This is a genomic window from Streptomyces toyocaensis, assembly GCF_000725125.1.
GTDB lineage: Bacteria > Actinomycetota > Actinomycetes > Streptomycetales > Streptomycetaceae > Streptomyces > Streptomyces toyocaensis.
This window is the reverse complement of sequence record NZ_JFCB01000020.1, coordinates 102,321-128,018: the sequence shown is the minus strand read 5'-3', so window position 1 is coordinate 128,018 and position 25,698 is coordinate 102,321. Positions and strand designations below refer to the sequence as shown.

Annotated in this window: 27 protein-coding genes; 19 read left to right on the top strand and 8 right to left on the bottom strand. The window is 73.4% G+C overall.

Annotation, left to right across the window (positions count from 1 at the left end; translation table 11 throughout):
- Window positions 1–38 precede the first annotated feature (38 nt).
- Complete coding sequence (locus tag BU52_RS21510; protein WP_037936830.1) at window positions 39–551, bottom strand: hypothetical protein; 513 nt, start codon at window positions 549–551, stop codon at window positions 39–41.
- 269 nt (window positions 552–820) lie between these two features.
- Between BU52_RS21510 and BU52_RS21505 the strand changes: the two genes are divergently transcribed.
- From BU52_RS21505 to BU52_RS21480, 6 genes are all read left to right on the top strand, one after another.
- Window positions 821–1,909 carry a PP2C family protein-serine/threonine phosphatase gene (locus BU52_RS21505; protein ID WP_037936828.1) on the top strand — a complete coding sequence of 363 codons (1,089 nt, stop codon included), beginning with the start codon at window positions 821–823 and terminating at the stop codon, window positions 1,907–1,909.
- A 32-nt stretch (window positions 1,910–1,941) separates the two neighbouring features.
- Entirely contained in the window at window positions 1,942–2,469 is a 528-nt protein-coding gene (locus BU52_RS21500) for a MarR family winged helix-turn-helix transcriptional regulator (RefSeq protein ID WP_037936827.1), read from the top strand.
- 161 nt (window positions 2,470–2,630) lie between these two features.
- On the top strand, window positions 2,631–3,032 hold the full coding sequence (locus BU52_RS21495) for an AraC family ligand binding domain-containing protein (protein ID WP_037936826.1): 402 nt from the start codon (window positions 2,631–2,633) through the stop codon (window positions 3,030–3,032).
- Between the two features lie 74 nt (window positions 3,033–3,106).
- Window positions 3,107–4,372: a glycosyltransferase family 4 protein gene (locus tag BU52_RS21490; RefSeq protein WP_037936825.1), complete on the top strand. Its 1,266-nt coding sequence runs from the start codon at window positions 3,107–3,109 to the stop codon at window positions 4,370–4,372.
- Window positions 4,369–5,181, top strand: coding sequence for a hypothetical protein (locus BU52_RS21485; RefSeq protein ID WP_037936824.1), 813 nt, complete (start codon window positions 4,369–4,371; stop codon window positions 5,179–5,181). The genes BU52_RS21490 and BU52_RS21485 overlap by 4 nt, the downstream gene beginning before the upstream one ends.
- A gap of 213 nt (window positions 5,182–5,394) precedes the next feature.
- A complete protein-coding gene (locus BU52_RS21480; protein ID WP_037936822.1) occupies window positions 5,395–6,420 on the top strand; it encodes a hydroxyacid dehydrogenase in 1,026 nt (341 codons plus the stop codon).
- 24 nt (window positions 6,421–6,444) lie between these two features.
- Here the strand turns inward: BU52_RS21480 and BU52_RS21475 are convergent, their stop codons facing one another.
- A complete protein-coding gene (locus tag BU52_RS21475) occupies window positions 6,445–7,263 on the bottom strand; it encodes a prolipoprotein diacylglyceryl transferase (RefSeq protein ID WP_037936819.1) in 819 nt (272 codons plus the stop codon).
- A gap of 542 nt (window positions 7,264–7,805) precedes the next feature.
- On the opposite strand from BU52_RS21475, the gene BU52_RS21470 reads away from it, so the two are divergent.
- The gene (locus BU52_RS21470) at window positions 7,806–8,660 is read left to right on the top strand and encodes a hypothetical protein (protein WP_078903366.1); all 855 of its coding nucleotides are present in this window, start codon (window positions 7,806–7,808) and stop codon (window positions 8,658–8,660) included.
- 28 nt (window positions 8,661–8,688) lie between these two features.
- On the opposite strand, the gene BU52_RS21465 is transcribed toward BU52_RS21470, so the two are convergent.
- Together BU52_RS21465 and BU52_RS21460 are read right to left on the bottom strand one after the other, a co-directional pair.
- Complete coding sequence (locus BU52_RS21465; RefSeq protein ID WP_051858426.1) at window positions 8,689–9,696, bottom strand: MASE1 domain-containing protein; 1,008 nt, start codon at window positions 9,694–9,696, stop codon at window positions 8,689–8,691.
- A 52-nt stretch (window positions 9,697–9,748) separates the two neighbouring features.
- Window positions 9,749–10,579 carry a PP2C family protein-serine/threonine phosphatase gene (locus BU52_RS21460; RefSeq protein WP_037936815.1) on the bottom strand — a complete coding sequence of 277 codons (831 nt, stop codon included), beginning with the start codon at window positions 10,577–10,579 and terminating at the stop codon, window positions 9,749–9,751.
- Between the two features lie 135 nt (window positions 10,580–10,714).
- Between BU52_RS21460 and BU52_RS21455 the strand changes: the two genes are divergently transcribed.
- The gene (locus BU52_RS21455; protein ID WP_037936906.1) at window positions 10,715–11,065 is read left to right on the top strand and encodes a hypothetical protein; all 351 of its coding nucleotides are present in this window, start codon (window positions 10,715–10,717) and stop codon (window positions 11,063–11,065) included.
- 142 nt (window positions 11,066–11,207) lie between these two features.
- On the top strand, window positions 11,208–13,259 hold the full coding sequence (locus BU52_RS21450; protein WP_037936814.1) for a discoidin domain-containing protein: 2,052 nt from the start codon (window positions 11,208–11,210) through the stop codon (window positions 13,257–13,259).
- A gap of 11 nt (window positions 13,260–13,270) precedes the next feature.
- Here BU52_RS21450 and BU52_RS21445 read toward each other — a convergent pair whose 3' ends face one another.
- Together BU52_RS21445 and BU52_RS21440 are read right to left on the bottom strand one after the other, a co-directional pair.
- Window positions 13,271–14,851, bottom strand: a complete 1,581-nt coding sequence (locus BU52_RS21445) for a glycerol-3-phosphate dehydrogenase/oxidase (protein WP_037936813.1) — start codon at window positions 14,849–14,851, stop codon at window positions 13,271–13,273.
- A complete protein-coding gene (locus BU52_RS21440; protein WP_078903365.1) occupies window positions 14,848–15,456 on the bottom strand; it encodes a TetR/AcrR family transcriptional regulator in 609 nt (202 codons plus the stop codon). The genes BU52_RS21445 and BU52_RS21440 overlap by 4 nt, the downstream gene beginning before the upstream one ends.
- Window positions 15,457–15,529: 73 nt before the next feature.
- On the opposite strand from BU52_RS21440, the gene BU52_RS21435 reads away from it, so the two are divergent.
- Together BU52_RS21435 and BU52_RS21430 are read left to right on the top strand one after the other, a co-directional pair.
- Entirely contained in the window at window positions 15,530–17,122 is a 1,593-nt protein-coding gene (locus tag BU52_RS21435; protein WP_037936810.1) for an FAD-binding oxidoreductase, read from the top strand.
- Between the two features lie 59 nt (window positions 17,123–17,181).
- Entirely contained in the window at window positions 17,182–18,063 is an 882-nt protein-coding gene (locus BU52_RS21430; protein WP_037936808.1) for a YegS/Rv2252/BmrU family lipid kinase, read from the top strand.
- A 7-nt stretch (window positions 18,064–18,070) separates the two neighbouring features.
- Here the strand turns inward: BU52_RS21430 and BU52_RS21425 are convergent, their stop codons facing one another.
- On the bottom strand, window positions 18,071–18,502 hold the full coding sequence (locus BU52_RS21425; protein ID WP_037936806.1) for a DoxX family membrane protein: 432 nt from the start codon (window positions 18,500–18,502) through the stop codon (window positions 18,071–18,073).
- 66 nt (window positions 18,503–18,568) lie between these two features.
- Between BU52_RS21425 and BU52_RS21420 the strand changes: the two genes are divergently transcribed.
- The 8 genes from BU52_RS21420 to BU52_RS21385 all read left to right on the top strand — a co-directional run bounded on the left by BU52_RS21420 (window position 18,569) and on the right by BU52_RS21385 (window position 25,054).
- The gene (locus BU52_RS21420) at window positions 18,569–19,270 is read left to right on the top strand and encodes a helix-turn-helix transcriptional regulator (protein WP_200881238.1); all 702 of its coding nucleotides are present in this window, start codon (window positions 18,569–18,571) and stop codon (window positions 19,268–19,270) included.
- A gap of 22 nt (window positions 19,271–19,292) precedes the next feature.
- Entirely contained in the window at window positions 19,293–19,838 is a 546-nt protein-coding gene (locus tag BU52_RS21415) for a DUF488 domain-containing protein (protein ID WP_037936802.1), read from the top strand.
- A 106-nt stretch (window positions 19,839–19,944) separates the two neighbouring features.
- Window positions 19,945–20,382, top strand: a complete 438-nt coding sequence (locus BU52_RS21410) for a Fur family transcriptional regulator (RefSeq protein WP_037936800.1) — start codon at window positions 19,945–19,947, stop codon at window positions 20,380–20,382.
- Between the two features lie 33 nt (window positions 20,383–20,415).
- Window positions 20,416–22,647, top strand: a complete 2,232-nt coding sequence (gene katG, locus BU52_RS21405) for a catalase/peroxidase HPI (protein WP_037936799.1) — start codon at window positions 20,416–20,418, stop codon at window positions 22,645–22,647.
- Window positions 22,648–22,780: 133 nt separating this feature from the next.
- Window positions 22,781–23,011: a hypervirulence associated TUDOR domain-containing protein gene (locus tag BU52_RS21400; protein WP_037936797.1), complete on the top strand. Its 231-nt coding sequence runs from the start codon at window positions 22,781–22,783 to the stop codon at window positions 23,009–23,011.
- Entirely contained in the window at window positions 23,008–23,367 is a 360-nt protein-coding gene (locus tag BU52_RS21395) for a DUF3140 domain-containing protein (RefSeq protein WP_407702056.1), read from the top strand. Before BU52_RS21400 ends, BU52_RS21395 begins: the two co-directional genes overlap by 4 nt.
- Window positions 23,368–23,526: 159 nt before the next feature.
- Complete coding sequence (locus BU52_RS21390) at window positions 23,527–24,492, top strand: YihY/virulence factor BrkB family protein (protein ID WP_037936794.1); 966 nt, start codon at window positions 23,527–23,529, stop codon at window positions 24,490–24,492.
- Between the two features lie 121 nt (window positions 24,493–24,613).
- On the top strand, window positions 24,614–25,054 hold the full coding sequence (locus BU52_RS21385) for a hypothetical protein (RefSeq protein WP_407702055.1): 441 nt from the start codon (window positions 24,614–24,616) through the stop codon (window positions 25,052–25,054).
- A gap of 62 nt (window positions 25,055–25,116) precedes the next feature.
- On the opposite strand, the gene BU52_RS21380 is transcribed toward BU52_RS21385, so the two are convergent.
- The gene (locus BU52_RS21380) at window positions 25,117–25,539 is read right to left on the bottom strand and encodes a DUF350 domain-containing protein (protein ID WP_037936791.1); all 423 of its coding nucleotides are present in this window, start codon (window positions 25,537–25,539) and stop codon (window positions 25,117–25,119) included.
- Between the last annotated feature and the right edge of the window lie 159 nt (window positions 25,540–25,698).

The following is a 25,698-nucleotide window of genomic DNA, read 5'->3' as shown; positions in this document are numbered from 1 at the left end:
CCGCGTACGGCACGTCCGGCGCGGACGCCGGGGACGCCTCAGCCCTGGACGGCCGGCTCGGAGGGGGCCGGTGAGGCCGGCCCGGGCGGCTCGGACGTCGCCGTGGGCAGGTCCGCCGGGGCGACCTCCGACTGCTGCAGGACGCTGTCGCCGTCCGGTGCCTCCGCCGGGGTGCCCGCCCCGGTGGACAGCTGGGACCACGCGCCGAGGACCAGGGCGATGGCGGCGGCCGTGCCCGCCACGCGTCCGACACGGCGCACTCTGGCACCGCGGTCCATGTCCCGCCAGGACGGGCCCTGCCACGGATCGCCGGGGTGCCACAGCTCACCGACCGGCGCGGTCCCGCCGTCCGTCCGCGGCGCCCCGGTCCGGGCGGGGGGCTCCGGCCGCGCACCGGAGGTCCGCCGGCGTGCGGAGGGCTCCCTGGGGGCGGTGGCCCTGATGGCGTGCTCGGTGTCGGTGAGGAACCGCTGCCAGACGTCATCGGGCACGGGCGGCGCGCCGTCGTGCTCGTCCGGCGGTCCGCCGGCGTCCGAACCCTGCGCGGTCACGTGCGTTCCCCCTCTCGAGTGCGGGAGCCCGCGACGGCCTCTCGGCCGACTCGCCGGGGTCCCGGCAGGATCATTGCACAGCGCAAAAACCGAAGGACAGGGGACCGGGCGGCCGTTCACCCCCGCGTCGGGGGGACTCGATTGCATAAAGGTCCGCTGCGGGGGGCGCGGCCCCTGCACGACCTTTGCATAGTCTAAAGACGGGGCAGGGGGCGTCCGCGGAGGAAGAGGGCGGCCCTCGTGTGCCCCGACACCGCTGGAGCAGGAAGATGACCGACGACGAACCGCGATCGGGCCGGAGGGTCCTGGCCTGGACGCCCCTGGTGGTGATGGCGGTGATCGCCGTCGTCGACGTCATGGTGGGCCCGGGGATCGGCCTGCTGCCCCTGGTGTCCCTCGGGCCGGCCTTCGCCGGACTGACCGGCGGCTGGCGCCGCACCGCGGCGATCGGCGCGCTGGCGCTGCTGCTCTGCGTGGGTCTCGGCCTGTACAACGGGCTCTTCGTGAAGCCCCGCGGCTACACCGCCATGGCGTCGGTGGCCGGAGTGACCGGTGTCGGCATCGCGGCCGCCGTGGCCCGGTCGCGCCGGGAGGCGGAGCTGGCGAACGTGCGGTCGATCGCCGAGGTCGCCCAGCGGGTGCTGCTGCGGCCGGTGCCGCTGACCGCCGGCCCCGTGCAGGCGGCCGTGTCGTACACGTCCGCCGTCGCACAGGCCCGCATCGGCGGCGACCTGTACGAGGTGGTGGCCTCGCCGCACGGCGTCCGCGTCATCCTCGGCGACGTGCAGGGCAAGGGCCTGGCCGCGGTGGAGACGGCCGCCGTGGTGCTCGGCGCGTTCCGGGAGGCCGCCTACGACGAGCCCGACCTGGTCGGTCTGGGCGAGCGGGTGGAGCGCAGCGTGGCCAGGGAACTGGAGGGCGAACGCTTCGTCACCGCCGTCCTGGCGGAGATCGGCTCCGACCAGGAGGTCGTCCTTCTCAACTACGGTCACCCGGCCCCCCTGCTCGTACGCCGCGACGGCAGCACCGACTTCCCGGAGCCTCCGGAGTTCGCGCTGCCGCTGGGTCTGTCCGCGCCCGGAGCCGGCGGGCCGGAGCCCTACCGGGTGGCGTTCGCCCCGGGGGAGCAGTTGCTGCTCTACACCGACGGCGTCACCGAGGCCCGCGACCGGGAGGGCCGCTTCTACCCGCTGGGCGAGCGCACGCACCTGCTGAAGGAACCCGACGCGCACCGGGCCCTGGAGGCCCTGCGCGAGGACCTGGTCCGGCACACGGGAGGGCCGCCCGACGACGACGCCGCGATGCTCCTGCTCCGTTACCAGCGGCACCAGGACCCCGGATCCGCGCCCACCGGATGAGTGGGAGGCCCCGGGAGAGGTACAAAGGACACATGCCGGAGCGTGACGCCCCCGACGGGACCGTGGACGACGTCGAGGCGGTCACCCGCGCGGTGCTGACCGCCTCACGGCTGCTGGTGGCCGTCTCCGCCCAGTCCCTCGCCGCCGTCGAGGAGCGGGTGACGCTGCCGCAGTTCCGCATGCTGATGGTGCTCTCCACCCGCGGTGCCACCAAGCTCGTCGCGCTCGCCGAACTGCTCCACGTCGCCCCGTCCACCGCGATGCGCATGGTCGACCGGCTGATAGCGGCCGGCCTCGCCGACCGGCGGACCAACCCGGCCAACCGCAGGGAGACACTGCTGGGGCTCACCGACGAGGGCCGCCGCACCGTCGAGGACGTCACCGCGCGCCGCCGGACCGATCTCGCGGCGATCGTCGAGCGGCTCGCCCCGCCGCAGCGCGCCTCCCTGGTCAGCGCGCTCACCGCCTTCAACGAGGCCGGCGGCGAGCCACCCGCCGGCGAACCGGAACCGTACCCGCTCGGCTGGGCGGTGGACGACGCCGGCGCCCACGGCAGATGAGCGGCGGCCCGCTGTTCCCGCCGGACCGGCAGCTCCGCCCGCTCCGGCGGGGACGCCCCCGGGCCGTCTCACCTCACCGCCCAAATAGGCATGTTAGATTCCCATTTGGAGAGCGACCGCGGACGGCCGGCGCGTCCACGCGCAGGGGACGGTGACACCTCATGACGTCAGAGACCAGCGGCACACCGGGCGATGACATCCCCCTCCCGCGGATCCTGTGCGACACGGCAGCGCTGGCCGCCCTCGACGACGCGTCCGCCGGTGCCCTGTGGCGGCTCGCGGAGTCCGGCCGTCAGCTCGACGCCAACGTCGTACGCCTCCCGCCCGGGCACCGGGTCGACACCCACCGCGAGCCCGACCTCGACGTCCTCCTGCTCGTCCTCGCCGGCCACGGCACCCTCACCGCCCCCGACGGCCCCCACCCCCTTCCCGCCGGCTCCCTGACCTGGCTCCCGCACGGCTCCACCCGGAGCCTGGCCGCCGGCGCCGAAGGGCTGACCTACCTGACCGTGCACCGCCGCCGCCCCGGCATGACGATCCAGAGCCGGAGGCCCGGCAGTTGAACTCATGTGACCGTCACGGCCACAGAGTGATAACAACGGACAACTCCTGAACGCTCGATGCGGTCTAGTCCGCCATGAAGATCTCATTCCTGGTCCATAACGCCTATGCGATCGGAGGCACGGTCGCCACCACGTTCAACCTGGCCGGCGCGCTGGCCGAGCGGCACGACGTGGAGGTCGTCTCGGTGTTACGGAACCGGGAGCGCCCCAGCCTCACCCCGGACCCCCGGGTCCGGCTGCGGGCGCTGGTGGATCTGCGGCACGAGAGGGACCACCCCCTGCACGGCAGACCGGCCAAGGTGTTCCCCGCCGCCGAGTACCGGCACGGCGCGTACAGCGAACTGACGGACCGGCGGATCGGCGCGTACCTGGAGGCGATCGACGCCGACGTCGTCGTCGGCACCCGGCCGGGCCTCAACGTGCACCTCGCCCTCCAGGCCCCGGACCGCGTCGTACGCGTCGGCCAGGAACACCTCACCCTCGACAACCACCACGCCGGGCTGCGCACGGTGCTGCGGCGCGCCTACCGCAGGCTCGACCTGATCACCACCGTCACGCAGGCGGACGCGGATTCCTACCGCCGCAAGATGCGGCTCCCCGGTGTGCGGGTGGAAGCCCTCCCCAACAGCGTTCCCGATCCCACGCTGCCCGCCGCCGACGGCACCGGCAGGATCGTGATCGCGGCCGGCCGGCTGGTCCCGGTCAAGCGCTACGACCTGATCATCGACGCGTTCGCCCGGGTCGTCGCCGAGCACCCCGGCTGGCAGCTGCGTATCTACGGCAGGGGGGAGGAGAAGGACCGGCTGCGCGCCCGGATCGAGACGCTCGGCCTGTGGAACAACGTCTTCCTCATGGGGGCGGCGACCCCCATGGAAGCCGAGTGGGTCAAGGGCTCCATCGGCGTCTCCGCCTCCGACTTCGAGCCGTTCGGCATGACCATCGTCGAGGCCATGCGCTGCGGGCTGCCCGTGGTGAGCACCGACTGCCCCTACGGACCCGGCGAGATCATCAAGGACGGCGAGGACGGCCTGCTGGTGCCGGTCGGGGACGCCGCCGCCTTCGGCTCCGCCCTCCTCGCCCTGGTCCGCGACGACGAGCGGCGCCGCCGCATGGGCGGGGCGGCCCTCGGCAACGCGCGCCGGTTCGCCCCCGCACCGGTCGTCGCCCGGGCCGAAGCCCTCTTCGGGGAGGCCGTCGAAGCCAGGAGCGGCGGCGGACGCGGCGCACCCGCGCGCAGCGGGCTGCCGCACACCCTGCGCACCGGGGGCTACGCCGCCCGCGACCTCGCCCGCGCCGCCGCCACCAGCGCGCTGCGCGCCGTACGGAAGGGACGCCGATGAGCACCGAACATGCCGACGACCTGCGCACCGACTGCACCGCCGGTGCCGGCGGCCGGATCACCTTCCGGCTGCGGCTGCCGTCCCCCGCGCCGGCGCGGCTGCTGCTGGTACGGCGCCACGCGAAGGGCCGCCCCGAGCAGGAGAGCCGCACGCTCGCCCTCGAGCCCGCCGGTTCCGACGGCGAGGTCCGCGCCGTGCTGGAACCGGCGCCCCCGCTCGCGGAGGGCCGCTGGGACCCGTATGTGCTGCGCGGCCCCGGTGCCGAACGCGAACGGCTGCGCCCCGGCCTGCGGGACGTCCGCGCGCTGGTCGAGGGCTGCCCGCGGGACCGGCCGTCGCCGGTGGCCGTCCGGGTGCCGTACGCCACCGTCGACGGGTTCCTCGCGGTACGCGCCTGGCTGCGCACCGCCCACCCCGAGGTGAGCCGCGTCGACATCGCCGACGGCATGGTGACGGTCCACGCGCGCCTGCACGGCACCGGGCTCTCCGAAGGGGCCGCCGGAGTGCTGCGGCTTCGGGGCGACAAGGACACGGTGCGCGGCTTCCCGGTGCGGCGGGCCGGAGACGGCTTCTCCTTCACCGTCGCCTACGGGGAACTCGTGGCCGAGGACGGCGGTGCCCGGGTCTGGGACGTCTTCCTCCGCCCCGCCGCCGACGCCCCACTGATCAGGGTCGGCCGCCTCCTGGACGACCTGGCGGACCGCAAAGGGGTCTTCGTGTACCCGCGGGTCACCGTCGGCGGATCCGTCCTGCGCCCGTACTACACCGTCGACAACGACCTCGCCGTCGAGGTGACGGCCCGCGGCTGAACGGCCGCGACGGCCCCGCGGGCCCCGTCAGCCGTGTCACGGGGCCCGCCCCGGCTCCGCGTCCTTCTCTCTCCGGGGTACCGCGGCGTGGTCATCATGGGGTCACTGCCCGCCGCCCCTCCTCCCCCCTCCCCGCTTCAGCGCTTCCGGCACGGCGGTCCGGGCACCGGAGCCGTGACACGACCCCGCACGCACCAGGAGGTTCCCGCCGCCATGACCGCGTCCATGCCCGGCCCCCGTCCGCGCGCCGCCCTCGCCATGTTCCCTGACACCGCCGCGGCCGTCCTCGACGCCGATTCCCTGACCGCCCTCGCCGGGCTGTGCGACCTCGCCCCGCTCCCGGTGCTGGACGACCTGACCACGTCCCGGGCACGCACCGCGCTCGCCGACGCCGACCTGCTGGTCACCGGCTGGGGCTGCCCGCCCCTCGACGCGGACGTGCTGCGGGCGGCGCCCCGGCTGCGGGCCGTCGTGCACACCGCGGGCAGCGTACGCGGCCATGTCACCGACGCCTGCTGGGAACGCGGCATCGAGGTCTCCTCGGCCGCCGCGGCCAACGCCGTGCCGGTCGCCGAGTACACCCTCGCGATGATCCTGCTCACCGGCAAACGGGTGCTGGAGTCCGCGCGCGGGTACCGTGCCTCGCGCACCGGGCCGGACTGGCTGCGCACTCCCCGCACGGTCGGCAACCACCACCGTACGGTCGGCATCCTCTCGGCGTCCCTCATCGGCCGCCGGGTCATCGACCTGCTGCGCCCGCACGACATCGAGGTCCTGCTGCACGACCCCTGCGTCGACGACGGCGAAGCCCGCGTACTGGGCGTGGAGCGGGTCGGTCCGGCGGAACTGTTCCGGCGCAGCGACACCGTGAGCGTGCACACCCCGCTGCTGCCCGGGACCCGCGGGCTGGTCGGCCGTGAGCTGATCGACGCCATGCGCCCCGACGCCGTACTGATCAACACGGCGCGCGGCGCGGTGGTCGACCAGGAGGCGCTCACCGACGCGGTGCTGGCCGGCCGCATCCGCGCCGTGCTCGACGTGACCGACCCCGACGTCCTGCCGTCCTCGCACCCGTTGTGGCAGTGCGACAACGTCCTGCTCACCCCTCACCTCGCCGGCTCCCAGGGCAACGAATGGCGCAGGCTGGCCGATCTCGCCCTGTCCGAGATCGCGCGCTGGGCCTGCGGCGAGGGCTTCCGGCATCCCGTCCGACGCGAAAGGCTGGGTTTCCTGGCCTGAGCATCCCGTCCGAACCGCCGGGGATCAGCGGTTCGCCTCCTCCTTCGGCGCCTGCTCGACGGCCTCGGAGACGGTGTAGAAGACCGAGGAACCCTGCTTGGTGCGCTGAGCCTGGTTACGGGCGACGAGTCCCTCCAGGGTGCTGCGCACCACCGTGGTCCTGATGGTCCGCTCCGGGTGCGCCTCCGTGAGAGCGCCGGCCACCTCCGCGGCCGAACGCGGCTCGTTCTGCTCGCTCAGGTGCCGGCGGACGAGTTCGACCAGCTTGGGCCCGTCCGCTCCGGCCGCCCGGGCCTTGGTTCCCTTCGCGTTGCTCTCCTTCGCGTTGCTCTCCTTCGCGTTGCTCTCCTCCGGCTTGGTCTCCTTCGCCTTGGTCTCCTTCGCCTTGCTCCCCTGCACCGCGGTCTCCCGCGCCTGGGTGTCCGAGGCCTTGGCCGCCCGTGCCGCCGGCCGCTCCGCCTTCGCCGCGGACGGCCTGCGGGTCTGCTTGCCGGGCGCGGTGCGCGCGGCCGCCTTCTTCGCCCGCTTCGGCCTCTCCGCACCGGCCCCGGCGCCGCTCCTCCCGCGCGGCGCGGGGACGGTCGCACCGCCGGGCGCCGCCCCGGCCGTGTGCGCGGTGTCGGGCGCGCCCGCGGGCTCGGCGGGTGAGGGGACGAGGCCCAGCGCCTGCTGCATGTTCACCAGGATGGCGTGGTCGTGCCGAAGCACGGTCAACTGCTCCTGCAACGCGGCGACTTCCGCGGTCACCCGCTCCTGCTCCTTGATGTTGCGCTCGAGGTCGTCGGCGACCTGAGCGGTGTACTGCGACGCGAGGTCCGTTGCGGTGGTCGAGTTCTCGGACATGACGGTGTCTCTTTTCTTGCCGTTGGTTCCCCTGGTGGCCAGCCATGGTACGGCCGGGCGCGGTTGACCGTTTCTTCTGTGCGGCCCCTGTCCGGCGCTCGGCGAGAGCGTCACGTCCGTGCGCCGCGTCCGAGCCCGGGTGAGCGCCGACCCGGCACCCGCCGAAGCCGTCGAGGCCCCCGTCGCAATTCACTCGTTCGTGGCGGCCCACGCCGACGACGGCCACCCCGGCGCCCCGCGGGAGGTCCCACGGCCTAGGCGCCCGGGGCCGCGCCACTCCGACGGACCTCACCGTCACCGGTTCCGCCGAAGGGGACGGGGTGATCGAACCCGGCTCGCCCCTGGTGATCCACCGGTGGCGCCACGCCCGCGCGGTACTCCGTCCGGCGAACCCGTACTCCACTCGGTGCGCGGGCCCATCACCCGCGCGGGTGGCTTTCCGCACGGAACGGTTCCCTCCCGGGGGAGCGCAGACGGGGGACTTCACCGGACTCGCGCGGGGAGCTGAGGCGAATCCGGTGAGTCGAAGTCAGGCTGAGAGCATGGCTTCATCGATCGACTGCCCGCACCGTCCGCGTCACCCCGCTCCGCCCCGGGCCGGACGGTGGACCGGCGTCCCCGTCCGAGCGCGCGGCCGTGTGGCGTTGCCGGCCGTCGCCCTGGTCGTCGTCGCGGCCCTGACCGCCTGTGGGGCGGGCACCGGTACGACGACGCGGGACGTTCCCGCCGCCACCGTCCCGGCGGCCGGGGCGCCCGGGACCGCGAACACCGCCCAGGGCCGGGCCGGAGCCGGGACCCGGACGCGACTGCCCACCCGGATCCCCGGCCTCGGCCCCCGGACACTGGCGTGGATCCCGGGCGACGCCCGCCAGGTCCTCGTCGTCACCGGCCGGGCCAGGGACGCCAACCGCTCCGAGGCCGTGCTGTACGAGCACACCGGTTCCGGCTGGGAGGCGGGTCCGGCGTGGCCGGCACGCAACGCACTCAAGGGCTGGACCGATGACCACTGGGCCGGGGACCTGCGCTCCCCGATCGGCGTGTTCACCCTGACCGGCGCCGGGGGACTGCTGCCCGACCCCGGCACCGAGCTGCCCTACGACCGGTCGGACGCGTTCAGCGTCAGCGGCACGGGATTCGAGGGGGAGCCGCTGGAGGGGTCCTTCGACTACGTCATCGCCATCGACTACAACCGCGAACCGGGCACCACCCCGCTGGACCTGACCCGTCCGCTCGGGGCCGACAGGGGCGGCGGCATCTGGCTGCACGTCGACCACGAGGGGCCCACCCAGGGCTGCGTCAGTCTCCAGGAGCGTCACATGGAGGAACTCCTGCGCGCCCTCGACCCCGACCGGCACCCGGTGGTCGTCATGGGAGACACCGCGTCCCTGAGCAAGTGAGGCCGGCCACCCGGGGCCCCGCGTACGGTCAGCCGGCGCTCCGCGACCGCCCGCCGTCGTCCCGCGGCGGCCGGCCGGCCGCGGGTTCCCCCGCCGTCAGATGCTCCAGCACCTCGACCAGCTCCTGACACGCACGCTCCACGGAGCGTCTGGTGTTGTGCTGCTCGGTGATCACCGCGGACAGCAGCAAGGACGTCAGGGCCATCGCCCCGTTGAACGACTGCAGGTTGACCATGACCTCCACCTCCGACATGTACGCGAAGGGCCCGACACCGTCGGTCGCGGCGATGGTGGCCATGACGGAGGCGAACAGGGCGCACAGCATGCTGCCGGGCAGCTGGAACCGCAGAGCCGCCCAGATCAGCAGCGGATAGATGGCGAACAGCAGACTCGCCGGGCTGCGCGTGGCCACCGGCACGAGACAGCCCGCGATCACCGTCAGACCTACCGCCTCCTTCCACCGCGACCAGTGGAAGGGGGCGCGCAGGCGGAGGAGCATGAGCAGGACGGGGGTGATCAGCAGGACGCCCATCGCGTCGCCGACCCACCAGGCCAGCCACACGCCCCCGAAGTCCCGCCCCGGGAGGTCACCCGTGGCGACCAGCAGGCCGGCGCCGGCGGACGAACTGATCAGCATGGCCGAGAAGGCGCCGAGGAACACCAGCGCGAGACAGTCCCGTAACCGGGCGAGGTCGGTGCGGAAGCCCACCCTGCGCAGCAGGAGGTACCCGCACACCGGCGCCGCGGTGTTGCCGGCGACGACGCCCAGCGAGGCCGGCTGCAGGGAGGTGAGGTACATGAGGACGAACAGGGCGCCCAGCGCGATGCCGAGCCAGCAGCGCAGCCCGAGGACCAGCAGAGAGGCGACGGCCACCCCGGCCGGCGGCCAGAGGGGCGAGACCACCGCACCCGCGACGGTCAGCTCGCGCAGCAGCCCCAGTCGCCCCGCCGCGTAGTAGCAGGCGGCGACGGCCAGCGTCTCGAGCACGAAGACGGCCGGTGTACGAAGATCCTGGCGAGCCACCACACCAGCCATCACACACCGGCCCCGCCGCGACGGCGAGGCGAGGAGGGTGGGCCTGTCGGCCCTATGGAGGAGTGGCCGGTCCGTCGTGCCCGATCACCAGGACGGCCGCGTCGTCCTCGTGTCCCACCCGTTCCGCGCCCTTGATGACGGCCGCGGCGAGCGCGTCGGCGTCCAGGCAGGCGACCGCGGCGATGCCCGCCAGCCGCGCCACCTGGTCGAGGCCCTCGTCGAGGGGCATGGACGGTCCCTCCACCACGCCGTCGGTGAGCATCACGAACACGCCGCCGGTGTCGAGCCGGTACCGGGTGACGGGGTAGACCACGCCGGACTGGATCCCCAGCGGCGGACCTCCCTCGTCCCGGGTCACCCCGGACCGGCCGTCCGCGGTGGCCCACACGCACGGCAGATGCCCGGCACGGGCGCTCTCCAGCAGCCGGGTGGCCGGGTCGAGACGCATGAAGGTGCAGGTGGCGAACAGATCGGAGCTCAGGGACAGCAGGAGTTCGTTCGTCCGGGCGAGGAGTTCCCCCGGATCGCTGTCGACGGAGGCGAGGGCCCGGAGGCCGACCCGGACCTGTCCCATGAAGGCGGCCGCCTCGATGTTGTGCCCCTGGACGTCACCGATGGACAGGCCGATCCTGCCGTCGGGCATGGTGAACGCGTCGTACCAGTCGCCGCCCACGTTGAGCCCCTGGTACGCCGGCGCGTAACGCACCGCCAGCCGCACGCCGTCGGCGACCGGCAGTCCCCGCGGCAGCATTCCGCGTTGCAGGGCGATGGCCAGTTCCACCCGGGAGCGCTGCACCTCCGCCTGCGCACGCGCCTGAGCCGTCAGCGTCCTGAGCCTGACCAGAAGCTCGTCGCCGTCGTCCGTGGAACCGGTGCGGGACATGGATCACTCACTCGGGCGAGGACACTCACGCGCGGTGGCCGCCCTCGGGGGCGAAACAGTCATACCTATATGGAACGGATGATATCCAGCCGACGGACGGCTGGGCCAGTCGCCGGACCTGTCTAGGCTGTGCGCATGGAACAGCGGGAGATCATGCAGCGGAGCGTCGGCATCCTCACCGAGGCCCTGGAGATGCGGCGGCGACTGCGTGAGAACCCGGACGCCGACATGACCGGGAACGGGGCGGTCGCCACACTCCTGGAGGAGATGCTGCCGCACGTCCGGTTGCCGGCCGACGCGAGCGCGCGCGAGGTGGCGGACATCGTCACCGAGAAACTGGGCCCCGCCATCGTGCAGATCACGTCCGCGCTCACCTTCGCCTTCGTCCAGCTCGCCGAGATCCACGACGAGGGCCGCACCGACGTGTCCTCCGCCGACGTCCTGCGCTCCATCTCCCTGCACTACGAGACCGGCGGGAGGGGTTAGTCCCGCCGGTCGCGTAGCTCTCGCGCCGGACGGGTGCCGGCGGACGGGTGCGCGCCCCCTTGACGCCTTACGCGCCAGTAGCGATCCTCGCCCCAACGCCTTGTGCCGGTCATGTCAACTCCGCGACGGAGGGACGTGCGTGATGACGACGTACCGCACACGACGACACCTCGGGGTCGTCACGCTGCTCCTCCTCGTGCTGGCCGCGGCCCTGGGGCCGTCACCCAGCTCCGCGGCCGACGGCGACTGGTGGGATCCGGTCGCCCGGCCCGCGCCCGACTCCGGGACCGGCGTCACCGGCGAACCGTTCGGGGGAACCGGCCCCACCGGTGAGGTACGCGGGTTCGTCGACGCGCACAACCACATCATGTCCAACGAGGCCTTCGGCGGCCGGCTCATCTGCGGCAAGGCGTTCTCCGACAAGGGCATCGCCGACGCCCTGAAGGACTGCCCCGAGCACTATCCCGACGGCTCCCTCGCGATCTTCGACTTCATCACCAACGGCGGTGACGGCAGGCACGACCCCGTCGGCTGGCCCACGTTCGCCGACTGGCCCGCGCACGACTCGCTGACCCACCAGCAGAACTACTACGCCTGGATCGAACGGGCCTGGCGCGGCGGCCAGAGGGTGCTGGTGAACGACCTCGTCACCAACGGCGTGATCTGCTCCGTGTACTTCTTCAAGGACCGCGGCTGCGACGAGATGACGTCGATCCGGCTGCAGGCGAAGCTCACCTACGACATGCAGGCGTACATCGACGGGATGTACGGCGGACCGGGAAAGGGCTGGTTCCGGATCGTCACCGACAGCGCCCAGGCCCGCGAGGTGATCGAGCAGGGCAAGCTCGCCGTCGTCCTCGGTGTCGAGACGTCCGAACCCTTCGGGTGCAAGCAGGTCCTGGACGTCGCGCAGTGCGACCGGGCCGACATCGACGCCGGACTGGACGAGTTGCACGCGCTCGGTGTGCGCAGCATGTTCCTGTGCCACAAGTTCGACAACGCGCTGTGCGGGGTCCGCTTCGACTCCGGCGCGCTCGGCACCGCCATCAACGTCGGGCAGTTCCTGTCCACCGGCACCTTCTGGCGCACGGAGAAGTGCGCCGGGTCCCAGCACGACAACCCCATCGGCCTCGCCTCCGCGCCCGGCGCCGAGAAAAGGCTGCCGGAGGGCGTGTCGGTCCCCGCGTACGACGAGGACGCGCGGTGCAACGTCCGCGGGCTCACCGAACTCGGCGAGTACGCCGTGCGCGGCATGATGGAACGCGACATGATGCTCGAGATCGACCACATGAGCGTCAAGGCCACCGGCAGGGTGCTCGACATCTTCGAGGCCGAGTCGTACCCCGGCGTCCTCTCCTCGCACAGCTGGATGGACCTGGACTGGACCGAACGGGTCTACGGCCTGGGCGGGTTCGTCGCCCAGTACATGCACGGCTCGGAGGGCTTCGTCGCCGAGGCGGACCGCACCGGGGCACTGCGCGACAAGTACGGCGTGGGCTACGGCTACGGCACGGACATGAACGGCGTCGGCGGCTGGCCGGCCCCGCGCGGCGCGAGCGCCCCGAACCCCGTCACCTACCCCTTCCGCAGTGTCGACGGCGGATCCGTCCTCGACCGGCAGAGGACCGGCGAGCGCACCTGGGACCTGAACACCGACGGTGCCGCGCACTACGGCCTCGTCCCCGACTGGATCGAGGACATCCGGCGTGTCGGCGGGCAGGACGTGGTGGACGACCTCTTCCGGGGCGCCGAGTCCTACCTCGACACCTGGGGAGCCACCGAACGGCACCGGGCCGCGGCGAACCTCGCCGAGGGCGCCGCGGCCACGGCCAGTTCCGCGGAATGGAACCCGTTCACCAGCTACGCGCCCGGTCGCGCCGTGGACGGCGACCGGGGCACCCGGTGGGCGAGTGGCTGGAGCGACGACCAGTGGCTGGGCATCGACCTCGGCGCCACCCACCGGGTCGGGCGCGTCACCCTGGACTGGGAACGCGCCTACGGCAGGGCGTACCGCATCGAGGTGTCCACCGACGGCACCGACTGGCGCACCGTCTGGTCCACCGCCTCCGGCGACGGCGGCCTGGACACGGCCGTGTTCACCCCCGCGTCCGCCCGCCACCTCCGCGTCCGGTTCCTGGACCGGGGGACCGACTGGGGCTACTCGCTGCACGAGGTCGCCGTCCGCGCACGCTGACCGGGCGCCGTTCAACCGCCCCGCGGCAACGTCCCGTCCAGCAGCGCGCGGACCGCGTCCAGGGCGTCGGCCCGGTCGGCGGGGACGAGTCCGATGCGGGTGCGGCGGTCGAGTACGTCCTCCTCGTCGAGCGCTCCCTCGTGGCGCAGGGCCCAGAGCAGTTCGGCGCCGGTGACCGGATATCCGGGCAGGACCGGTTCGCCGAGCCGGGGGTCCCGCGCGGCGAGCGCCTGCACGGCCGGTGCCTCGGTGCCGTAGAGCCGGACGAGCCGGCGGGGCGCGGGCAGGGCGGCGAGGACGTGCGGTGCGGCGGCGCCCACCAGGGGCAGGGACGCCGTGGGGGACGGGCCCGCTTCCAGTCCGCGGACGCGGACGGCGGTGTCGACGGCGTCCTCGGCCATGCGCCGGTACGTGGTGAGCTTGCCGCCGACGACCGTGACGACGCCCTCGGACGAGGTGAGCACCGCGTGCCGGCGTGAGAGGTCGGCGGTCCTCGGAGCCGCGCCCGCGTGCTCCGCCGTGGTGTCCAGCAGCGGACGCAGCCCGGCGAAGGCGCCGACGACATCGGCCCGGTGGACCGGTACGTGCAGGACGGAGCAGAGGACGTCGAGGAGGAAGCCGATGTCCGTCTCCGGTGCCTCCGCGACGTCGGGGACGTCTCCGTCCACGGGCTCGTCCGTGAGGCCGACGTAGACCCGGCCGTCCTCCTGGGGCAGGACGAGGACGAAGCGGTTGCTCTCCCCGGGGATCGGGATGTGCAGACCCGCGGCCAGCGGCCCGAGGCTCTCCGGACGCAGGACGAGATGGGTGCCGCGCGAGGGCCTTATCCGCACGCCGTCGACGAGGCCCCCCGCCCAGACGCCGGACGCGTTGATCACCGCGCGGGCGCGGATCGCGCCCTCCTCGCCGCTGAGTTCGTCCCGTACCCGGGCGCCCGTCGAGGTCAGTTCCAGGGCCCTCACGCGGGTGAGGATCCGCGCGCCGCGCGCCGCCGCCGTACGGGCGAGGGCGGTCACCAACCGGGCGTCGTCGGTGAGCCGGCCGTCCCAGGACAGCAGGCCGCCGCGCAGGCCGTCGCGCCGCAGGGCGGGGGCGAGATGACGGGTCTCCACCACGGAGAGCCGGCGCGGCGGGGGCAGGGTGGCCCGGGCCGTGCGGGCGGCCAGGCGCAGCGTGTCACCGGCGTGGAAACCGGCCCGCGCCAGGGCGGCCTGACCGCGCGAGACGAGCGGGGTGAGGGGCAGCACGAACGGGTGGGCCTGTACGAGGTGGGGAGCGGTACGTTCCATCAGTACCCCGCGTTCGACCGCGCTCTCGTGGGCCACGTCGAGCCGTCCGGAGGCGAGATAGCGCAGCCCTCCGTGGATGAGCTTGCTGCTGAAGCGGGAGGTGCCGAAGGCCAGGTCGTGGGCGTCGACGGCGACCACGCTCAGCCCGCGGGCGGCGGCGTCCAGGGCGGCTCCCGCACCGGTGGCGCCGAGACCGACGACCAGTACGTCGACCGCGGGACCGCCGACGGAGCCGGTCAGCTCGCGCGCGCGCCGGGCGGCGGACAGGGAGGCGGCGGGTGCCGGGCCGCTGAGGGGGGTCATGGCGTGAGGGTCCTCTCCAGGATGCCGCGCAGTTCGCCGAGGAAGGCCTCGGAGGTGAGTTCGGGGTCGTCCTCGTCGGTCATGGTCCGCAGGGACAGGGTGAAGGACTGCACGATCAGCAGCACCGAACGGGCCTGCCGCTCGGGGTGGGCGGTGCGCACGGAGCCGTCGGCGTGCCCCTCGCGCAGCGAACCGGCCAGCAGTTCCAGCAGGGCCTCCTGGCTCGCCCCGCGGCGGTCCAGCACATAGGGCAGGAGCAGTTCGGGGTCCACGTCGAGGATCTTCCGGAAGAGCGGATGGACGCCGAAGGCGCGCACCGCCGCCACCAGGCCCTCGGTGATCAGATCGCGCGCGGGCACTCCCGGCCGGGGCTCGGGGACGGCCCCGGTGGCCACCGCGATCCACTCCCGGGTCATCAGGTCGCCGACCAGCGACCGCACATCGGGCCAGCGCCGGTACAGCGTCATCCGGGAGACACCGGCGCGGCGGGCCACGTCGGTGAGCGTGGTGCGGCGGACCCCGACGGCCAGGACGCAGTCGCGCACCGCGTCGAGCACCGCGTCGTTGTCGGACCCACCGGAAGCGTTGTGACGAATAGGCGTCATGTGTCACAGTGTAACGCCACGTGAGGCCGTCGTGCGACGGCACCGCCCGTTTCGACCGATGAGGACGACAGCCATGGACATGCTGTGGAGCGGCTGGGGCGACCCGGCCGAGGCGACGCCGCTGCCCGACACGGTGATCGGGCTGTTGCGCGATCTGCTCGGGGTCAAGCCTCGCGAGGCCGGGCCCCTCGCCCTCGAGGACCTGGCCGTCCCCGAGAGCACGCTGGCGCCCGCCGCGCACCGTGCCCTGGTCGCGGCCCTGGGCGACGAGGCGCATGTGCGTACTGACGCGGAGGCCCGCGTCCGGCACACGCGCGGCAAGTCCACCCCCGACCTGCTGCGCATCCGCGGGGGTGACGTCGCCGCCGCACCCGCGGCCGTACTCCTGCCCGCGGACCACGACGAGGTGCTCGCCGTCCTGCGGGTGTGCGCCGAACACGGCCTGCCGCTGGTGCCGTTCGGCGGCGGCACCTCCGTCGTCGGTGGCCTCGCCCCCGAACGGCGCGACGCCTTCGTCGCCCTGGACCTGCGGCGCATGGACGGTCTGCTCGACCTCGACCCGGTCTCCCGCACCGCCACCCTCCAGCCCGGCCTGCGTGCCCCGCGGGCCGAGGCGCTCCTCGCCGAACACGGCTTCACCCTCGGCCACTTCCCCCAGTCCTACGAGTGGGCCACCATCGGCGGCTTCGCCGCCACCCGTTCCAGCGGCCAGGCGTCCGCGGGCCACGGCCGCTTCGACGAGATGGTGCTGTCCCTCACCCTCGCCACGCCCGAGGGCACCCTCGACACCGGCCGTGCCCCCCGCTCGGCCGCCGGACCCGACCTGCGCCAGCTCGTCCTCGGCTCGGAGGGCGCCTTCGGCGTCATCACGTCGGTGACCGTGCGCATCCGGCCGGTCCCGCAGGCCGTCGTCCACGAGGGGTGGCACTTCCCCTCCTTCGAGGAGGGCGCCACCGCGCTGCGCCGGCTCGCCCAGGACGGGCCGCGGCCGACCGTGCTGCGCCTGTCCGACGAGACCGAGACCCTGATCGGCCTGGCGCACCCGGACGCGATCGGCTCCGGCGCGCCGCAGACCGCAGGCTGCACGGCCGTCGCCGGCTACGAGGGCACGGAGGAGGACACCGCGTACCGCAGGGAGCGGGCCGCGGCCGTCCTGCGCGAGTGCGGCGGCACCCCCCTGGGCGAGGAACCGGGCCGGCGCTGGGCGCACGGCCGCTACTCGGCCCCGTACCTGCGCGACGCGCTCCTCGACGCCGGGGCGTTCGCGGAGACGCTCGAGACGGCGACGTTCTGGTCGCGCGTCCCCGGGCTGTACGCCGCGGTGCGGGACGCGCTCACCGCCACGCTCGCCGGGGCGGGAACCCCGCCGCTCGTCATGTGCCACATCTCCCACGTCTACGAGAACGGCGCCTCGCTGTACTTCACCGTGGTCTCGGCCCAGGGCGAGGACCCCGTGGCGCACTGGACCCGTGCCAAGCACGCGGCGAACGAGGCGATCCTCGCCGAGGGCGGCACCATCAGCCACCACCACGGCGTCGGCACCGACCACCGCGACTGGTACGTCCGGGAGGCCGGCCCGCTGGGCATCGACGCCCTGCGCGCCGTGAAGCGGCGGCTGGACCCGGCGGGGCTGCTGAACCCCGGCGTCCTGCTGCCCGCCGACTGATCCCCCGGCACCCGGTCCGTCCCTCCCCGTCCCGCAGGCCCGCCCCGAAAGGCACCTCGATGCGACAGTTCACCGCCGTCGTCAACCCCACGGCGGGCGCGGCCACCGCAGCCGCCGCGCTGCTCGCCCTGGCCCGGCGGCTCCGGGAGGAGGGCGCCGACCTGCGGACCGAGTACAGCCGCAGCCTGGACCACGCGCGGGAGCTGGCCCGCGACGCGGGACAGCGGGGGCGGGTCGTCCTCGCCGTCGGCGGGGACGGCATCGCGGGGGGCGTCGGCGGCGCACTCAGCGGAACGGGCACGACCCTGGGTCTCGTCCCGGCCGGACGCGGCAACGACTTCGCCCGCGCCCTGGGACTGCCAGGGGACCCGGCGGGCCTGGCCCGGATCCTGCTCCACGGCGAGCCGCGGCAGGTCGACACCATCGAGGTCGTCTCGGCCGTCCACGACCGCACCGTCGTCCTCGGCAGCGTGTACGCCGGTGTGGACGCGCTCGCCAACCGTCACGCCAACCGCTCCAGGCTGCTGAAGGGGTCCGCGTCCTACTACGCCGGCGGCCTGCGGGCCGTCACGACCTGGCGGCCCGCCCGCTACCGGGTCACCGTCGACGGCACGGAGCACACGCACACCGGGTACACGGTGGTGGCCGCCAACTCCGGCTTCTACGGCTCCGGCCGCGTCATCGCCCCCGACGCCCGTGTCGACGACGGCCTGCTGGACGTCGTGATGATCGAGGAGGCGCCCAGACGGCTGTTCTTCGCCCTGATGAACGAACTCGGCACCGGCGCGCACGTCCGCCGCCCCCAGGTGCGGATCCTGCGGGGGAGCGAGATCCGCATCGAGGCCGACCGGGACATCCCCTACGGCACCGACGGGGAGGTCGACGCCGTCCTCCCCGTCACGGCCAGGGTCCTGCCGGGAGCGCTGCGCGTCCTGTGCTGACCGCCCGTCAGGACGGGGTGCCGTGGTAGTGCCGGGCCAGCCGGGCGAGCGCCACCGCGCCGAGCAGCAGCCCGAAGTCGCGCAGGGCGACGTCGTAGTAGCCGGACAGCGTGAGCAGGTCGACGATGATGCCCGCGAGCCAGCCGGCGACCAGCCAGGCGCCGAAGCGCGGCGCGATGCCCACCAGGACACCGGCCACGATCTCGATCACGCCGACCGCGTACATCGCCGACTGCGCGCTGCCCGGGACGATGTCGTCGATCCACGGCGCGAGGTAGACGGGCCAGTCGACGAGGAGGTTCGCGAACTTGTCCAGTCCGAACAGGACGGGTGCCACGGTGAAGCCGGCGCGGAGGACGACGTACGCCTGGTAGCGGGGATCGCCGAGTGCGGACCGCCGGGACGTGACCGACCTGCCGCTCGTGGTTGTGGAGGCCATGACCTGCACCCTTCTTCTATCAACAACTCTTATTGACGATAGAAGCGCGGATCCGCTCTTTAGTCAATGGCTGTTGCTTTTACACTGGTGTCCGTGGACGACACGGAAGAAGTGCGCGACAAGGACATCTCCGCCATCGCCGCTCTCGACGAGCCCACCCGCCGGCGGCTCTACGACTACGTGGTGGGCCGGCGCCACCCGGTGGGCCGGGACGAGGCGGCCGAGGCCCTGGGGCTGGCCCGGCAGACCGCGGCCTTCCATCTGGACCGCCTCGCCGCGGAGAACCTGCTCGACGTGCTCCACGTCCGGCGCAGCGGACGCAGCGGGCCGGGCGCCGGCCGCCCGGCCAAGCTCTACCGCCGCTCCGCCGTGCAGATCGCCGTCAGCCTCCCGGACCGGCGCTACGAACTCGCCGGCCGGCTCCTCGCCCAGGCGGTGGAGGAATCCGCGGCCGGCGGCGAACCCGTGCGCGAGGTGCTGCACCGCAGGGCCCGGGAGCTGGGCGCACGGATCGGCGCGGACGGTGACGGGACGCAGGTCTTCCGCGTGCTGGAGCGGTACGGCTTCGAGCCGCGGCGCGACGGCGGGGCCGTCGTTCTGGGCAACTGCCCCTTCCACGCCCTGGCCCGCGCGCACACGCGGACGGTGTGCGGCATGAACCTCCACCTGTTGCGAGGGGTCCTCGAAGGAGCCGGTGACACGGCGTTCGAGGCCCGTCCGGCGCCGGAGCCGGGCCGGTGCTGCGTCCGCCTGGAACCCGCCGTCTGACCCTGCCGAGAGGAGGCGCCGCATGACCCCGCGCGAGTTGTCGACCTTCGGCCACGGCACCGCGGGCCGGGAAGCCCTCACCGGACTGCTGCACGACGCGGGGGTCACCGCCGTCGTGGACGTCCGCATCGGCCCCGGCAGCCGCCGCGATCCCGACCTGGCACGCACCCGGCTGGCCGAGTGGCTGCCCGAGGCCGGCATCGCCTACCGGTGGGAACGGGACCTCGGCGGCTTCCGCAAGCCGCCGCCCGACTCGCCCGACACCGTCTGGCGCAACGAGTCCTTCCGCGGCTACGCCGCCCACACCCGCACCCCCGGGTTCGTCGCCGCGATGGACACCCTGCTGGAGCAGGCCGCCCGCGAGCCGACCGCGGTGATGTGCAGCGAATCGGTGTGGTGGCGGTGCCACCGGCGGCTCATCGCCGACTTCGCCGTCCTCGCCCGTCACGTCCCGGTGCGTCATCTGATGCACGACGGACGCCACGCACCGCACAGCCCCACCCCCGGCGCCCGCCTGCGCGACGACGGACTGCTCGTCTACGACGACACCGCCGCCGCGGCACCGTAGACCGCACGGCGCAACCCAGGAGTCACCCGCAGTTACCGGACACACCCCAAGACTGGACCCGTTCGTTCTCTGGAATTATTCGCGTCTGGGCCTATAGGTTCGGCGCATGACCGCATCCCGGCCGTCCAGTACCGCCGAGGAGCTCCGCGGTGCGGGCCTGCGCGCCACGGCCGCCCGCGTCGCCCTCCTCGAGACCGTCCGCCGGGGCGGCCACCTCGGGGTCGAGACCATCGCCGCCGAGGTGCGCCGGCGTACGGGGCACGTCTCCCTGCAGGCGGTGTACGGAGCGCTCGACGCGCTGACCGGGGCAGGTCTGGTGCGCCGCGTCGCACCGGCCGGCGGCCCCGCCCGCTACGAGGGGCGCGTGGGGGACAACCACCACCACCTGGTCTGCCGGACCTGCGGCGTGGTCGCCGACGCCGACTGCGCGGTCGGTGAAGCACCCTGTCTGACCGCGTCCGACAGTCACGGCTTCGTGATCGACGAGGCCGAGGTCGTCTACTGGGGCCTGTGCCCCGGCTGTTCCGCCTCCCGCAGTACCTGAACTGCGCGAACCGTTTCGCCCGGAAGGACTTCCATGACCGAGAACCACGACGCGATCGTCACCGAGCCCAAGGCGGAGGAAGCGGGTGGCTGCCCGGTCGCGCACGGGCGCGCCGCGCACCCCACCCAGGGCGGCGGAAACCGCCAGTGGTGGCCCGAGCGTCTCAACCTGAAGATCCTGGCCAAGAACCCGGCCGTGGCGAACCCGCTCGGCGAGGACTTCGACTACGCCGAGGCGTTCGAGGCCCTCGACCTTCCGGCGGTGAAGCGGGACATCGCCGAGGTGCTGACCACCTCCCAGGACTGGTGGCCCGCCGACTTCGGCCACTACGGTCCGCTCGTCGTCCGCATGGCCTGGCACAGTGCGGGCACCTACCGCATCAGCGACGGCCGCGGCGGGGCCGGGGCCGGCCAGCAGCGCTTCGCCCCGCTCAACAGCTGGCCGGACAACGCCAACCTCGACAAGGCCCGCCGCCTGCTGTGGCCCGTGAAGAAGAAGTACGGCAACAGCCTGTCATGGGCCGACCTGCTGATCCTCTCCGGCAACGTCGCCCTGGAGTCGATGGGCTTCAAGACCTTCGGCTTCGCCGGCGGCCGTGCGGACGTCTGGGAGCCGGAGGAGGACGTCTACTGGGGCCCCGAGTCCAACTGGCTCGGTGACGAGCGCTACACCGGCGACAGGGAACTGGAGAACCCGCTCGGCGCCGTCCAGATGGGCCTCATCTACGTCAACCCCGAGGGACCCAACGGCAACCCGGACCCGATCGCCTCGGCCCGTGACATCCGCGAGACGTTCCGCCGCATGGCCATGAACGACGAGGAGACCGTCGCCCTGATCGCCGGCGGCCACACCTTCGGCAAGACCCACGGCGCGGGCCCGGCCGACCACGTCGGCCCCGACCCGGAGGCCGCCGGCCTCGAGGAGCAGGGCCTGGGCTGGAGGAACACGTTCGGCAGCGGCAAGGGCGCCGACACGATCACCAGCGGTCTCGAGGTGACGTGGACGAACACGCCGACGACCTGGGACAACAGCTTCTTCGAGATCCTCTTCGGCTACGAGTGGGAGTTGTTCAGGAGCCCCGCGGGCGCCCACCAGTGGCGGCCGAAGGACGGAGCGGGGGCGGGCACCGTGCCCGACGCCCACGACCCGTCGAAGAGCCACCAGCCGACGATGCTGACCACGGACCTCGCGCTCCGCTTCGACCCGGTCTACGGTCCGATCTCGCGCCGCTTCCTGGAGAACCCGGACGAGTTCGCGGACGCCTTCGCCCGCGCCTGGTTCAAGCTCACCCACCGCGACATGGGCCCGAAGTCGCTGTACCTCGGCCCCGAGGTGCCCTCCGAGACGCTCCTGTGGCAGGACCCGCTGCCCGAGCGGACGTACGACCTCGTGGACGCCGCGGACATCGCCGCCCTCAAGGACCAGGTCCTCGCCTCGGATCTGTCGGTGTCCGAGCTGGTGTCGACCGCGTGGGCGTCGGCGTCGTCCTTCCGCGGCAGCGACAAGCGCGGCGGTGCCAACGGCGCGCGCATCCGCCTGGAGCCGCAGCGGGGCTGGGAGGCCAACGACCCCGACCGGCTGGCGACGGTGCTGCGCACGCTGGAAGGCGTCCGGGATTCCTTCAACGCGGCGCAGACCGGCGGCAAGCGGGTCTCGCTCGCCGACCTGATCGTGCTGGCAGGCGCGGCCGGTGTCGAGAAGGCGGCCAGGGACGCCGGCTTCGACATCGAGGTTCCCTTCACGCCGGGCCGCGTGGACGCGTCGCAGGAGGAGACGGACACCGAGTCGTTCGCCGCGCTCGAGCCCACCGCCGACGGGTTCCGCAACTACCTCGGCAAGGGCAACCGCCTGCCCGCCGAGTTCCTGCTGCTGGACAAGGCCAACCTGCTGACCCTGAGCGCCCCCGAGATGACCGTCCTCGTCGGCGGTCTGCGGGTCCTGGGCGCGAACCACCAGCAGTCGGCGCACGGCGTGTTCACCACGGTCCCGGGCACCCTGACGAACGACTTCTTCGTCAACCTGCTCGACCTGGGCACGACGTGGAAGGCGACGTCCGAGGACCGGACCACGTTCGAGGGCCGCGACGCGGCGACCGGCGAAACGAAGTGGACCGGCACCCGTGCCGACCTGGTGTTCGGATCGAACTCCGAGCTGCGCGCGCTGGCCGAGGTCTACGCGAGCGACGACGCCGGGGAGAAGTTCGTGCGGGACTTCGTCAAGGCGTGGGACAAGGTCATGAACCTCGACCGGTTCGACCTCGTCTGAGCCGTCCGTAGCGCTGGTCCGGGCCGGCCCGCAGGGGCCGGCCCGGACGTGCGTGACGCCCCGGGATGCGCGTGGGCCGCCCTGCCAGCAGGGTGGAACGGAGCCGACCGCCACGTGAAGGAGGCGCCTGGGAATGGGCAAGGACAGCGACCGGGAGAAGGAACTCCACGAGGGTGACGGGGTCGCCTGGAGCAGCCACGGAAACGAGACGACGGGCAAGGTCGAGAAGAAGATCACCGAGCGCACCGAGGAGGCCGGACGCACGGTCGCCGCCTCCGAGGAGGAGCCGCAGTACGAGGTGCGCAGCGACACGTCGGGCAAGCGGGCGGTCCACAAGCCCTCCGCGCTCAGGAAGAAGAAATGAGCGCGGTGGAACCGGACCGCAAGGACGAGACCTGGGACGAGTTCCGCGAGCTGGTCAACATGAAGCCGGCCGATCTCGAGAAGTGGCTGGCCACCGACGCGTCCCGCGCCGCGGGGCAGCACAAGGACGGGGGTGAGTCGACCGGCCACGCGTCCGGCCGCCGGATCGCCGGCATCCTCCGCGCGGGCAGGAAGGACCTGACCGACGACGACTACGAGCACATGCGCAAGGTCGTCGGGTACATCCGCCGCCATCTCGCCCAGCGCCCGTCCGGCGACGTGCGCGACTCGCGCTGGCGCCACTCCCTCATGAACTGGGGCCACGACCCGCTCGCCGGCGAGTCCGCGAGCCGGTGACGGTCCCGGGCCCCCCGTGCCTGCGGTGGACCCTCCCGTCCCGTGCGGCACCCGGCGGGCACCTGCGCGCCGTGTGAGTCCTCCCTCAGGGGTGTGGCGCCGCCGAAAGGGGCGATCAGTGAGGGGGAGCAAGCCACTCGAGGCGAGGAGGGTCCGCGCATGGGAACCGTCGTCCGCGTCCCGCAGACCCGGGACATGGTCGGGGACGAGCTCTCCGGAGACGAGGCGTTCGCCGCGCTGCGGCACTACGGGGGCATGCGGCTGCTCACCGACTCCGTCGCCCGCTTCCGCTTCGCGGACGGCTTCACCAACGCGCGGGCGCTCGCCTTCCAGGTCGTCCTGGGCCTGGTGCCGTTCACCGTGGCGCTGGTCGGCCTCGCGACCTCCGTGCACACCGAGGGCGCGGGCCGCGTCATCGAACTCACCCTGGGCCGCATCGTGCCCGGCGCCAGCGCGGACGTCGTCGAGGACGCCTTCGACGGCATCCGGCGCACCGCCCACGACGACCTGGCGAGCACGCTGGCCCTGTGGCTCGGACTGGGCTTCGCCGTACTGAACCTGGCCTCGGCCATGGGCCAGATCGAGCGGGGCGCCAACCGCATCTACGGCATCGAACGGGACCGGCCCCTGCCCCGCAAGTACGGCAGGGCCGTCCTCCTCGCGCTCGCCGCGGGCCTGCCCATGGTTCTCGGGTTCGTCGTCCTGGTCGCCGGTGACGCGGTCAGCCGTTCGGTGGCCGAGGTGGTCGCGGGCCGGGGGGCCGGGGCCGGGTGGTGGGGCGCGCTGGACGTGCCGGTGGGGCTGCTGCTGGCCTGGGTCGCCTCCGCGGTGATCTTCCGCTGGTCGCCCCGCCGGGTCCAGCCGGGCTACACCTGGCTGGCCTTCGGCTCGGCCGTCCATCTCCTGCTGTGGGTCGCCGCGACGTGGCTGCTCGCGCTGTACGTCGAGGGCAGCGGGGCGTTCGGCGCCCTGTACGGGCCGCTGACGGCCTTCGTCGCCCTGCTGCTGTGGGCCTACCTCACCGCCGTCGCCCTCTTCCTCGGCATCGCGTTCGCGGCCCAGCTGGAGGCGGCTCGCGCCGGTGTCGACGCGGCGGTGCGCCCGGACCCGGGGCCGGGCGGCTGACCCGGGGCGGGCGACACGCCGGGACGGGAACGGGGTGAGCCCTGCCCGCGTTGTCAGTGTGAGGTTGCACAATGATCGGAAAAGGAGATCAACACCGGCGCCTCGCTGGGTAGACGGTCTCGTGTCCGGCTCCGGAAAGGTCCTGCTGATGCTCTCCACCGTCGACCGCACGAAGTCCCTCGTCGCCCTGCCCACCGCACGCCGCCGACACTCCCGGGCCGCCACCGCCGGCCCCGCCCCGGCCGGACGCCCCTCGGGAGCGGCCGCCGAAGCGCTGCGGATCATCGCCGACCCCCGTACCCCCACGTACGTGACGGTGTACGCGAACGGCCGCCGGAGATACAGCTACTGGCGCCCCCTCGACTCCACCACCGGCACGGGCGGCTGTTATGCCGCCCTGCCCACCGCCGACTGCGACGAGCTGCACGCGTCAGGCCGCATCACTCTCGGCGAGCCCGTCGTGGACCCCAACCGCACGACGTACCGCGTCCGCACCGCCACCCGCGTCCAGCCCGCGCCGGTGCGCGGCGGCGTCACACAGCTCCGCTCCCGGGTGGCGTGAGGGCGCGGCGGCACCGGCCGCCCCGCCCTGTCCCAGCCGCGCGTCGAGTCGTTGACGGAACGTCAGGCGATCGAGGCCGAGATGATGGCGGACACCGCGAGGTTGCAGGAGGCCGTCACCCAGACCGCCGGGTGGGGTTCGGGCTCCACCAGGGTGGCACCCAGGCGCCCCGGAGTGATGAGATCGACCACCAGGAACGCCACGGCCATCATCACCAGGCCCAGCACGCCGAACGTCGCGGTCGACACCAGCCCCTTGCCGAAGTCGTCGTACGTCGTCCAGATCGACGTGAACACGATGCCTCCGATGCCCAGCAGCGAGGAGCTGAGCACGACGGCGGCGTTGCGGTTGCGCTCCTGCCAGATCTGCCGGCCGAGCTTTCCGGGCGTCAGCAGGTCGACCAGGACGATGCCGAGGACCAGCAGGACCAGCCCGAGTGCGCCGTAGGCGGCGGCCCGGCCGAGTCCGTTGACGATGTCGCTCATGGGTGTGCCGGCTCCGTAGCGTGAGAGATCGTGAATGATCGCCGTCAAGGGCGAGCAAAATGTAGCGCACCCGTTCGACGTTGTGGCCGGGCGCCCCGCTCATCGGTTCCGGCCGGCCTCACCGCGCCGTCGAGGTGGCCGGGGAGGGACGTGCTTCTC